This window comes from Eudoraea sp. (genome assembly GCF_049665975.1).
Lineage (GTDB): Bacteria > Bacteroidota > Bacteroidia > Flavobacteriales > Flavobacteriaceae > Eudoraea.
On the sequence record NZ_JBATGR010000207.1, the window covers coordinates 43,334 to 54,907 of the forward strand.

An 11,574-nucleotide genomic window follows, 5' to 3' on the forward strand; every position below is an offset into this window, starting at 1 on the left:
TGGTATTGATTTCCTTAAATTATAGAATGGGTTTTTCTCTTAATATCAATTCCCTGTTTCTATTATAGAGGTGCTGAGTATAAAAATTAGCTCCAATCGGTATGGAAAATACCTTCTCTGTCAGTTCGTTCATAAGTGTGCGACCCGAAATAATCTCGCTGAGCCTGAATAAGATTTAAAGGTAATCGTTCAGAGGTATAGGCATCAAAATAACTTAGGGAATTAAAAAGCCCAGGCATTGGAATACCATTCTCTGCTGCATAAGTCACTAGTTCTCTTGCTGCTCCTACAGAATCCTTTATTTTTTCTACAAATAAAGGCGCTAAAAGTAGATTTGCCAAATCTTTGTCTTTCTCAAATACTTGGGCAATATCTTCGAGCAGAGCCGCTCTGATAATACATCCCGCCCTCCAAATTCTGGCTATACTTGCCAGTCTAAGTTCATACCCATATTCACTGGAAGCTGCCCTTAATTGATGCATACCTTGCGCATACGTGATTATAAACGCAAAAAACATCGCTTTTTCCGCTTTTTTAATAAGTATTTGCTTTTTTTCCAGTTCGATTGTCCCTCGATCATACTTTTTTGACGCTAATACTCTTTCTTGTTTTAAGGCAGAGATCTCACGCATGCTAACTGCAATATCTATTGTGGGAATCGGAATTCCAATATCCATTGCATTTTGAGACGTCCATTTACCCGTTCCTTTTTGCTTCGCTTTATCTAAAATTTTATCTACTAATTGACCTTGACCTAAATCATCTTTCTTCTCAAATATTTTTGCACTTATCTCCACCAAAAAAGACTGCAAGTATCCTTTATTCCATTCGGTATAGACTTTATGTAATTCATTATTGTTTAGCTGTCCTCCTTTTTGTAAAAGATCGTAAAATTCTGAGGTTAATTGCATTAATCCATATTCTATTCCATTGTGCACCATTTTCACATAATTCCCCGCAGATTTCGGACCCATATAAGCCACACAGGGCTCATTATTGAATTTAGCCGCTACTGCTTCAAAAATAGGCTGTACTTCCTTGTATGCTTCCCTGGAGCCGCCTGGCATAATGCTAGGCCCCTTTCTTGCCCCTTCAGCACCACCGGAAACACCTGCACCAACAAAATGAATTCCTTTGGACTGTAAATATGCTTCTCTTCTGTCTGTATCTGTAAAAAAAGAATTCCCGCCGTCAATTATAATATCATCTGGTGATAAATAGGGAAGCAAACTTTCAATCACAGAATCGACAATCTTTCCTGCAGGCACCAGTAACATAATTTTGCGAGGTAACGAGAGGGCATTAACAAAAACACTAATATCACCAGACGCATTTACCCTGGCTTTATCTCCTCCTTCTTCTATTAATGCACTCACCTTTTCAGGATCAAGGTCATAACCAAATGCTTTATAGTCATGGTCCGCGACATTTAAAATAAAATTGCGACCCATAACCCCAAGGCCCACCAATCCAAAATCATATGCAGTATTTTCCATAAGTATGGTTTTAAATGTTTATTCGACTTAGGATGGACACCTTAATTTTCTTCTTATGGAGAAGTAAATAAATTTTATCTTAGCCAAAGGCGAGATTCAAAAATAATTTAAAATATCGAATTTAAGGTCTATATGTATTTTCTCTCAAAGTATAAAACTAAATAATTAACTAAACTGTCTATGAGTAAAGTAGAAAATCAAATGCTGATAATTTTTGGTGCTTCAGGCGATCTAACTTCCAGAAAGCTTATCCCGGCATTGTTTGACCTATATAAAGGAAACCATCTGGCCGAAAACTTTGTCGTTTTGGGAACCAGCAGAAGTGTTTTAAGTGATCAGGAATTCAGAGAGAAAGTTGTTACCAAAAGCAAGTATTTAAAGGAAATGCTTAATGGACATGACGAAGCCTATATAAAGGCCTTTGCCGATAAAATATTTTATACGACTATTGGAGAGAATTACAATTCAGACTACAACGGATTAAAAGAAAGAATCTCCTCACTTAACGAAAAACATGGTACGGAGAACAATTTTATGTTCTATCTCTCGACTCCTCCAAATATTTATGAGACCATTGCTATGAATCTTGCAGAACAGGAATTGGCGGATGAGACACAGGGCTGGAAAAGGATTATCGTAGAAAAACCCTTTGGTTACAGTTACGAAACCGCTAAGAATTTAAATACAGGACTGCAAAAATATTTTAGTGAACCCCAGATTTACAGGATTGATCATTACCTGGGAAAAGAAACAGTACAAAACCTTTTGATAACTAGATTTGCAAACAGCATATTTGAACCTTTGTGGAACAGAAATTACATTCATCATGTGGAGATAACTAATGCGGAAACGGTGGGAGTAGAAAAGAGAGGTGGTTACTATGATAAATCGGGTGCATTACGGGATATGTTCCAGAATCACCTTTTGCAAATTATCTCATTGGTAGTGATGGAGCCGCCTATTGCTGATAAAGCCGAAGAAATAAGGAATGAGAAAGTAAAAGCCCTGAAGTCTCTGAGGATTATGAGAGATGAGGAAACACTCTTTAAAAACACTATTAAAGGCCAATATTTGGCTTCGGATATAATGGGTGAAAAGGTGCCTGGCTATCGAGAAGAAGAAGGAGTGGATCCTGAATCTACCACAGAAACCTATGCGGCATTAAAATTTTTCATCGATAACTGGCGATGGAAAGACGTGCCTTTTTATGTAAGAACTGCAAAAAGAATGCCTACAAAAGTTACCGAAGTAGTGATACATTTTAAATCGCCTCATCATCATATTTTTAGTGAATCAGGTATTATTGACAAAGACAATAAGTTGATTATACGCATACAGCCGGATGAAGGTATTTTGATAAAATTCGGAGTAAAAGTTCCGGGGCAGGGTTTTAAGGTAGAGCGAGCGAATCTTGAATTTTACTATTCCGGCCTGGCGGAGACAAACGTAATGAGTGCTTATGAAAGACTCTTGTTAGATGCAATGCAGGGAGATCCGACTTTATATGCACGGGCAGATGAAGTAGAAGCTGCTTGGGAGTTTGTGGATCCAATTTTAGAATACTGGAAGAACGGAACTGATGTTAAAACCTATGGTTATTCCTCGGGAGTCTGGGGTCCTCAAAATGCCGACGAACTTTTTGAAGGTCTTTACAGCTGGCGAAATCCGGGGGAAAACCTTGCAGATGACCCTGGCTTCTGTGTAATATGTTAAGCTCAAATGATGGAATTCAATATAACGGAATCAAAAAAGCAAACAGCGAGATTATTTTCAGAATACCTTAGTAATCTTATCGCCAAAAATAATATTTCACATATTGCCTTGTCAGGCGGGAGTACTCCAAAGGAAGTTTTTAAAGAACTGGCAAAACATTTCAAAAACGAGATAGATTGGTCCAAAGTTCAGTTCTATTGGGGTGATGAACGCTGCGTTCCGCCTGATGATAAGGAAAGCAACTACAAGATGACCAATGAGTATTTATTTTCAAAAATAGAACTTCCTCCAGGCAACATATATCGAATTAAGGGGGAGAATGAACCAGTGGTAGAAGCCAAAAGATATGCAGATCTTTTAGAAAAAAACCTTCCTAAGGTTGGAATGCAGCCACAATTTGATCTTGTTGTTCTTGGCCTTGGAGATGATGGACATACCGCCTCTATTTTTCCTAACCAGATGCACTTATGGAATTCTAAAGCGTACTGTGAGGTAGCAGAACATCCTTTAACGGGACAGAAACGAGTTACGTTAACCGGCAGTATTATAAATAGTGCTAAAGAGGTAGCGTTTTTAGTAACAGGTGCTAATAAGGCGGAAAAAGTATTAGAGATTATTAAGAGGAAGGGAAACTATAATACCTATCCTGCTTCTCTTGTTAAACCCAACTCAGGTAAGTTAAACTGGTTTTTAGATGCAGCCGCAGCAAAATTAATTGCATGAAGTTTATTTTTAAATTCTGCTGAGGCCAAAAACAGGTCTTTTTTAAGAAATCAGTTATTAAAATGTGGTGATTTTTCAAGTTGGACCTCGGTAATGAAGTATTTGGTATCACCCCACCATGAGAATGTAGTATAACGTTCCTCGTAATTCAATTTAACGTAGGCGCCCTGATATTCTTTCAGCTTATCAATTACATCTTTCTTTTTACCGGACACCGAAAACTTAAATATTTGTGCACCTGAAATACCCTGGCTTAATTCGCCTTCCCATGTTTTCATAACAACGCCTTTATGACTAATTTTTATTAGCTCTCCAGATCGGACACCTTCACTGTAGGGCACATAATAAACAAAAGCAAAGAAAGAGGCAAAAGCCAAAATTATAATGGTAACCACAATGAATAAAGTTTTTTTCATGTATTCTAATTTAGTTTTTCATCAAAATCATCTTGCTGGGCTCGTTCAAGATATTTATCCGGCAGAGATTTTTTCGCTTTAGCTCCCATTTTTTTAAGCTTTTCTATACTTGTTATAATATTCCCACGACCTTCTACCAATTTATTCATAGCCCCCTTATACTCAATCTTTGCCTCATCCATTTTTTTACCCACTTTGGTTAAATCTGATATAAATCCTTCAAATTTATCATATAATGCACCGGCTTGTCTGGCTATCTCAATAGCATTTCTTTGCTGCTTCTCATTATTCCACATGCTATCAATTGTGCGAAGTGTTGCCAATAAGGTTGAAGGTGTGACAATAACAATATTTTGCTCAAATGCTTTATTATAAATGGAGTTGTCATTGTTTATTGCGATTGCAAAAGCAGGTTCTATAGGAACAAACATTAAAACAAAATCCGGGCTTTCCATTTCATAAAGATCCTCATATTTTTTAGATGATAACTGATCCACATGGTTCTTCAAAGAACTAATATGTTCTTTTAAAAATTTTTCTTGAAATTCCTCTTCGGCATTTATATAACGCTCATAGGCCGTAAGCGATACCTTGGAATCTACAACCATTTTTTTGCCATCGGGGAGATTAATTATCACGTCGGGCAATACCCTGCTGCCATCTTCTCTGGTAAAACTTTGCTGAACTGAATATTCCCTGTCTTTTTCAAGACCTGATTTTTCAAGTACTCTTTCCAGCACTAATTCCCCCCAATTTCCTTGCATTTTGCTGTCCCCTTTTAGTGCTTTTGTCAAATTTTCCGCTTCCTGTGTAATTTTTAGATTTTGACTTTGCAGGTTTAATAATTGCTCTTTAAGTGAGGAGTGGATGCTAATATTTTCCTTTTGACTTTTCTCAACTTTGTCTTCAAAGGTTTTAATTTTTTCCTTTAAGGGATTAAGAATATTTTCAATATTTTCTTTATTCTGTTTGGTAAATTTTTCTGATTTTACATCTAATATTCTATTGGCTAAATTTTCGAATTCTTTAGTAAATTTTTCCTGAAGTTTTTCTACTTCTCCCTTCTGCTCTGTATTTTTTTGCTGAAGGTTAGCCATTTCGGTTTCATAACGACTGATCTGGATCCCCAAAAGTTCCTTTTGAGACCGCAATTCACGAGTCTCTTCAATACCTAGTTCCAGCCTTTTCTCCATTTCTGAAAGGTTGTTCCTGAGCTGTTGCTCACGTTCTAGGAGGGTGCTGTTACTTGATTTAGTTTTAAGATTTTGGATGTAGTTACCTAAAAAATAACCGGCCACTAAAAAAACCAAAGCAAGAATACTATAAACCAAATAGGTTTCCATAAATTTTTGATTCTGGTAAGTAAAGATAATCGATTAACATTAATTTTCTGTGGTAGATAAACTTACTTATTTATCTTAAATGAACCAGATTCCGGGTTAAAGGTGATGGTGTCTTTGGGGAATAAGTCCTCAAAGCTTTTGCTCTCGATGAGTTCACAGGGTGCACCAAAAGTATTTTTAGCCCTATTCATAATAAATATTTTATCACATAGCTGGATAGCCAGATCTATTTCATGGGTAGTGTAAAGAACCACCTTATTAGTGTCATGAGCAATTCTTTGTAATAATTTTAAAATGTGTACTTTATGATAAAGATCTAGATGCGTAGTGGGCTCATCTAAAAGTATTATCTCGGTGTCCTGGGCCAAAGCTCTGGCAATCATAACCTTTTGTAATTGGCCATCACTAAGTTCATAACACTTATTATTTTTTAAACTTTCCAATTCTAAAACTCCAATAGCGTTTTGGATTTTAGATAGATCCTCAGCAGTTAAAGTCCCTATCCAGTTGGTATAAGGATGTCTTCCTAAACTAATAAGTTGTGATACCGTTAGATTTTTTGATGCGATTGGCTCTGTAAGTACTACACTCACAAAGGTTGCAAGTTCATCTGACTTTAAGGATTCAATGGGCTTTTTGTTTATCATTACAGAACCGGATAATTTGGGCTGTACTCGTCCTAAAGTTCGCAAAAGAGTTGACTTGCCAATACCGTTTATACCAACAATTGCCCCAAGCTCACCTTTGGTAAGTCCAAAACTAATATGGTCAGCTACATCCGTTTGTTTTTTACCTGAGGTGTACCCAATGGCCAACTTCTTGGCTTCTAAGATGATATGTTTTTTTATTATGGAGATGATTGAGGTTTTTATAAGTGATTAAAATATCATTTTCTTCTTTCGCACCAATAACCAAATAACTACAGGGGCACCTACAACTGAAGTAATTGCGTTTAATGGCAATACATAGGAGGATGTGGGCAACTGAGCTATCAAATCACAAAGTAACAGAAGTATTGCCCCGTACACAAGTACTGCAGGCACCAATATTCTATGATCTGTTGTATTAAAAACCTGACGAGTTAAGTGAGGGACAGCAAGTCCTATAAAAGCAATAGGCCCTGCAAAAGCCGTTACCGCACCTGCCAGTAAACCTGTGGCAATAATAATTATGAAGCGAGTTTTCTTTATGTGTACACCCAGACTACGCGCATAATTCTCTCCCAGCAACAAGGCATTGAGCGATTTAACAGAAATGATACTCAATATTATACCAGCAAGAATAAATACGCTTAACACAGCCAGTTGTACCGCAGATAAATTCCCCACGCTGCCAAATGCCCAAAAGATATATTGTTGCAATCTTTCAGCATCGGTGAAATAAGAAAGGACGCTTACCAGAGCAGCAGTTATACTGCCGAACATTAATCCAATTATGAGCAATGCCATGGTATCTTTTACTCTTGAAGCTACAGTAATTACAGCCAAAAGAACTAAAAAACTTCCAATACTTGAAGCAATGGCGAGCGAAACATCATTGATGACTTCAAAAATAAACCAATGAGAAAAAAGTGTAGATCCCATGATTAAAAGCGCCGCACCCAGGCTTGCGCCAGAGCTTATTCCCAAAACAAAAGGACCTGCTAAAGGGTTTCTAAATAGAGTCTGCATTAATAAACCACTTAGCGACAGTCCGCTACCGACTAAAATAGCGGTAAAGGCCTTTGGAATCCTGTAATTCCATATGATATAATGCCATGATTCATTTACAACTACTCCTCCAAAAATACTCTTAATAGTCTCTTTAAACGGAATGGCTACAGATCCAAGGCTTAGATTAAGCACAAAACAAAAAAGTAAAACCAGAAATAGGATTAGGAAAGGAAACAGGTATGTTTTTGATCTTTGCACTACTGTAGGGGTTTAAAAAAGAAAAGCTGGTGTTCCGGAAGTAATTCGGGATGAAAGATATAGATAAGGTCTTTTAAGATCAAATCTGGCCTTGCAGGTCCCAACTCATAAAACAACAAACCTCCGCTATCACCTTTCGTATTGGCAAAAGTGTATATTTTTTTTTCTTTATAGGCCTTAAACTGGCTATAATGCCTACTTGCCTCATCAAGTTCATTGTAAGATATAAATTGAGAAGGAGACACCCAAAATGAAGCGTTACTGGCTTTTGCAAGCACACTTTCTACACTTAGTGAAAGACTTCCGGTTGTGTTAGTATCGTTCCATAAGTAATCTGCATTGGCGTCATTAATAAAGCTTGCTGCCCAACTTTTCCCACCCGGGAGATACCATACATCTTTATAAAGGGCTCCGCTAAGTACTGTTGGTTTGTTTTTTGCCTTCTTCGCTAAAACCTTAGCGGCCAAATAATTTGATTCAGTAGTCTTAAAAATGTCTTCAGCCTTCTCCTCCAAACTAAAGAAAGGTGCAAAGAATTTAATCCACTCTGCCTTACCCAAAGGGGTTTGTTCTGTCCAATCTCCATTGTAAACAACCGGAATATTTGAACGCTGAAGAGTTTTATAGGCCTTATTTTGATTATTTATACTGAAACCTATTAGTAGATCTGGATTAAGGTTTATGACCATTTCAGTATTAATGGATTCGTTATTACCCAAATCTGCTATTTTTCCCTCATCTATTTTTTTTCTGGTAACTTTTGAAGAAATATATCTGGTATCAGGAAAGCCTATGAGCTTGTCAATAACTCCCAGATTCTCCAAAGCCGGTATATGCGTTGTTGAGGTGGTGATAATTCGTTCCACGGGAACGGTTATAATTGCATCAAAATCTTTTTTGTTTAGTTTAGATACTATTTTAAGTTCTTTGGGCACTAAAGCGTAGGTAAAAGCCTTCTCTGCATCTGGCCAGGGAGAAAATACCTTAATTATGGTAATTCCGGAAGCAGACTTTTCTATTGAAAATCCTTTTGCATGATTTATGGCAACTAAATCCCTATTTAAAGTTTCAGACAAAGAAATCTCACTTTTCTCTTTACATGAAACGAGGGTTAGAATCAGACTGAGTAAGGCTATATATTTAAATGAGAATTTATTCATAAACACTTTCGCAAGGTAACAAAAGTCACATTTCTAAAATTGTATACTTTCTAAATTTGTTAAAAATTCTCATATGGGAAGAGATTCTAATATCATAGTTTACATCATTGGAGGAATTGTATTACTTCATTTCATTGTTGGAATCCTCTGGCTTATTATAAAACTGGGAGGGAAAAGAGACTCGGACTAGAGAAATTGTACTACATTAGTCTCGAATTTTGGTTTTCACTTCTTTATTTAGATATGAAATTAAAAGGGAATCCGGTTTAATTCCGGAACTGTTCCCGCAACTGTAAGCTTAGTTCCTTTAATAAGGAACGCTTGTTACTACTTCAGAACCACTGTTTGTGCTCAATAAATTGAACATCCACGGGAAGGTAGGTGGCAAGACGCAAGTCAGGAGACCTGCCCAATTCAACAAACAATGTTAAACTTTCGGGATAAAAGTTTGCGTATAGGAACATCTGTACATTTTTCCCGCAAAATAATTTGAATTTAATGATAAAAAGATGCTCTCTTTTTTGCATTCTTTATGTATTGGCATCAATGGTTTCTGCCCAGAATCAAAAGGATACCATGGAGTTACAGGAATTGGATGAGGTTGTGGTCAGTGATTCCAGATTTCCTATAAAAAGAGAGAATTCGGGTAAAACAGTTATAAAGATAACTTCTAAAGAATTGGAAAGGAATCAGGGAAAAACTGTAGCAGAAATAATTAACACCAAAAGTGGAATTGAAATAAACGGGAGTCGTGGAAGGCAAGGAGAGGTATTGGGGGTTTTTGCCCGTGGTGGAAGAGGCAGGCAGGTTTTAATCTTGGTAGACGGTATTAGAGTTTCAGATCCTTCTTCTTTTTCTCAGGAATATGATCTTAGGTTACTTGCCACATCAAATATAGAATCAATTGAAATTATAAAAGGAGCTTCCAGTACGCTCTATGGTATGAGTGCAGCTACTGCCGTAATTAATATAACAAGCAAAAAGGTCTCGGACAAAAAAATTAGTGGTGAATTTCTATCCAGTATTGGGACGAACCAATCTTCATTTGAAAAGAACTATAATATTGCAGATTTTAGCAACACCGCCTTGGTTGCCGGAACCCTTGAGAGTTTTACCTATTCTCTGGGTTTTTCCAATGTGTATACCAATGGTTTATCATCAATTATTACCGAAACTAATGAGGAAGACCCTTTTTCAAGATATAATATTGATCTAAAATTAGGATATTCATTTAATCATAAAGTAAATCTTACTATTTACGCTAATCATACGAATCTGAACAGTGCTTATGATGAATCTTTTGGCTTAATTGATGCTCCCTACACTTTTCTTACTGAACAAAAACGTTTGGGGTTATCTTCCAAATGGATCTATGAAAAAGGCGATTTAAACTTAAACGGTTCGTTCACTAATTATAAGTCGGATAACAGGAGTGCTTTTCCTTCTATGTTTGAAGGGAATAATTATATAGTTGATTTGTTTAACAGATATACTTTCGATGAAAGTATATATGCGATTTTGGGCCTGAATTATAATCTGGACAGGGCTGAAGTTGATGGAGTTCAGGAATTCTCACTGATAGATCCTTATGCAAATTTGGTTTATGTTTCATCTTTTGGATTGAATATAAATGCAGGGCTGCGACTAAACCTGCACTCGGAGTATGGTTCACATTTGGTATATAATATTAATCCATCTTATTCAATGGCATTAGATGAGGGTTATTTAAAATTTATGGGTTCTTATGCCACTTCTTATATCACACCTTCTTTAAGTCAGTTATTTGGGATGTTTGGTGCAAACCCATTTTTAGAACCTGAAACTAACAGGACTGCTGAAGGGGGTTTGGAGGTTAAAGCAAATGAGAAATTAAGGTTTAGCGCTCTGTATTTTAATAGAAAAGAAGACAATTTTGTATTTTTTGATAATACACTTTTTCAATATTTTAATGCCTCAAATACAATTAATGTGCAAGGTTTGGAAGCCCAATTAAACTGGGCGCCTCTTTTGAAAATGAATTTGAGCGCAAACTACACTTTTACCGAAAGGAAAGGAGATAACGCAATAAGAATACCTAAGCATAGTGTCAACGCGGCTTTTAGCTATAGTTTTTCAACCAGAACCTATACATCACTTACGTATTCTTATACAGGGAAACGCCTGGATACTGATTTTAACACATTTGATGATCAGGTTCTCGAACCTTTTTCAACCTTTGGATTTTATATATCGCAGGAAGTAATAGTAAACAAACTCAAATTCTTTTTAAATATAGAAAATGTGTTTAACACCAATTTTACTGAGGTAATTGGATTTACCACAAGAGGTAGGAACCTTAGATTAGGATTGAATTTAAAACTATAAGTTATTATTATTTCAAATCAAGATTTAGATGAAGAGGCTTATCCAACACCATATTGTCCTTCATTGGCGTAAACATTTTAGAACTGGTAAATAGCTCAACAGGCGTCTTTACGGTAAAATCCCTTTTCCCCGAAATACCTGCAATTTCTTCAATGGCCCTGGCTAGGTATGGTTCATTTTCATCACCCAAAACTCCCAGGTTTTCTAAATCTTCTTTTAATTCAATATCCGGGTCAAAACCTGCGGTATAATCCGAGAAGCCTACAGAATTTTCGTTTCTTCCAACTAATGGCTGTATGGCCCAGTTATTAGCGGGATTAATCTGGTTTTCTCTGGAAGGGGTGTAAATAAAAGGAGCCCCATCCCGGTTAGGATCATCTACCATTGTAAGTGAAAATTCATTCTTACCACGGGTTGTAGTACCTATTTTAATAACTTCAATATAAGGG

General features: G+C 36.6%; 9 protein-coding genes, 1 pseudogene and 1 riboswitch. Of the genes and pseudogenes, 3 read left to right on the forward strand and 7 right to left on the reverse strand.

Going from position 1 to position 11,574, the window contains the following annotated elements:
• Positions 1-86: 86 nt before the first annotated feature.
• Positions 87-1,496, reverse strand: a complete 1,410-nt coding sequence (gene gndA / locus WBN20_RS07755; RefSeq protein ID WP_424281278.1) for an NADP-dependent phosphogluconate dehydrogenase — start codon at positions 1,494-1,496, stop codon at positions 87-89.
• 180 nt (positions 1,497-1,676) lie between these two features.
• Here gndA and zwf point away from each other — a divergent pair, with 180 nt between their 5' ends.
• Entirely contained in the window at positions 1,677-3,209 is a 1,533-nt protein-coding gene (zwf, locus tag WBN20_RS07760; protein ID WP_424281279.1) for a glucose-6-phosphate dehydrogenase, read from the forward strand.
• A 6-nt stretch (positions 3,210-3,215) separates the two neighbouring features.
• Positions 3,216-3,932 carry a 6-phosphogluconolactonase gene (gene pgl, locus WBN20_RS07765; protein WP_424281280.1) on the forward strand — a complete coding sequence of 239 codons (717 nt, stop codon included), beginning with the start codon at positions 3,216-3,218 and terminating at the stop codon, positions 3,930-3,932.
• Positions 3,933-3,982: 50 nt separating this feature from the next.
• Here pgl and WBN20_RS07770 read toward each other — a convergent pair whose 3' ends face one another.
• From WBN20_RS07770 to WBN20_RS07790, 5 genes are all read right to left on the reverse strand, one after another.
• Entirely contained in the window at positions 3,983-4,348 is a 366-nt protein-coding gene (locus WBN20_RS07770) for a 6-phosphogluconate dehydrogenase (RefSeq protein WP_424274597.1), read from the reverse strand.
• Positions 4,349-4,353: 5 nt separating this feature from the next.
• Positions 4,354-5,691 carry a DNA recombination protein RmuC gene (rmuC, locus tag WBN20_RS07775; RefSeq protein ID WP_424272368.1) on the reverse strand — a complete coding sequence of 446 codons (1,338 nt, stop codon included), beginning with the start codon at positions 5,689-5,691 and terminating at the stop codon, positions 4,354-4,356.
• Between the two features lie 62 nt (positions 5,692-5,753).
• On the reverse strand, positions 5,754-6,506 hold the full coding sequence (locus WBN20_RS07780) for an ABC transporter ATP-binding protein (protein WP_424272367.1): 753 nt from the start codon (positions 6,504-6,506) through the stop codon (positions 5,754-5,756).
• A gap of 63 nt (positions 6,507-6,569) precedes the next feature.
• The gene (locus WBN20_RS07785) at positions 6,570-7,601 is read right to left on the reverse strand and encodes a FecCD family ABC transporter permease (protein WP_424272366.1); all 1,032 of its coding nucleotides are present in this window, start codon (positions 7,599-7,601) and stop codon (positions 6,570-6,572) included.
• A complete protein-coding gene (locus WBN20_RS07790; protein WP_424281281.1) occupies positions 7,601-8,761 on the reverse strand; it encodes an ABC transporter substrate-binding protein in 1,161 nt (386 codons plus the stop codon). Before WBN20_RS07790 ends, WBN20_RS07785 begins: the two co-directional genes overlap by 1 nt.
• A gap of 201 nt (positions 8,762-8,962) precedes the next feature.
• Positions 8,963-9,188, forward strand: a riboswitch (cobalamin riboswitch).
• A gap of 71 nt (positions 9,189-9,259) precedes the next feature.
• Here WBN20_RS07790 and WBN20_RS07795 point away from each other — a divergent pair.
• Positions 9,260-11,125: a TonB-dependent receptor plug domain-containing protein gene (locus WBN20_RS07795; RefSeq protein ID WP_424281282.1), complete on the forward strand. Its 1,866-nt coding sequence runs from the start codon at positions 9,260-9,262 to the stop codon at positions 11,123-11,125.
• Between the two features lie 7 nt (positions 11,126-11,132).
• Here WBN20_RS07795 and WBN20_RS07800 read toward each other — a convergent pair.
• A pseudogene (locus tag WBN20_RS07800) lies at positions 11,133-11,574 on the reverse strand (S41 family peptidase); the annotation flags it as partial.

Excerpts from the sequence above, each read along its gene's own strand:
- gndA (WP_424281278.1), bottom strand. The coding sequence starts at position 1,496 with ATGGAAAATACTGCATATGATTTTGGATTGGTGGGCCTTGGGGTTATG.
- zwf (WP_424281279.1), top strand. The coding sequence starts at position 1,677 with ATGAGTAAAGTAGAAAATCAAATGCTGATAATTTTTGGTGCTTCAGGC.
- pgl (WP_424281280.1), top strand. The coding sequence starts at position 3,216 with ATGATGGAATTCAATATAACGGAATCAAAAAAGCAAACAGCGAGATTA.
- WBN20_RS07770 (WP_424274597.1), bottom strand. The coding sequence starts at position 4,348 with ATGAAAAAAACTTTATTCATTGTGGTTACCATTATAATTTTGGCTTTT.
- rmuC (WP_424272368.1), bottom strand. The coding sequence starts at position 5,691 with ATGGAAACCTATTTGGTTTATAGTATTCTTGCTTTGGTTTTTTTAGTG.
- WBN20_RS07790 (WP_424281281.1), bottom strand. The coding sequence starts at position 8,761 with ATGAATAAATTCTCATTTAAATATATAGCCTTACTCAGTCTGATTCTA.
- WBN20_RS07795 (WP_424281282.1), top strand. The coding sequence starts at position 9,260 with ATGATAAAAAGATGCTCTCTTTTTTGCATTCTTTATGTATTGGCATCA.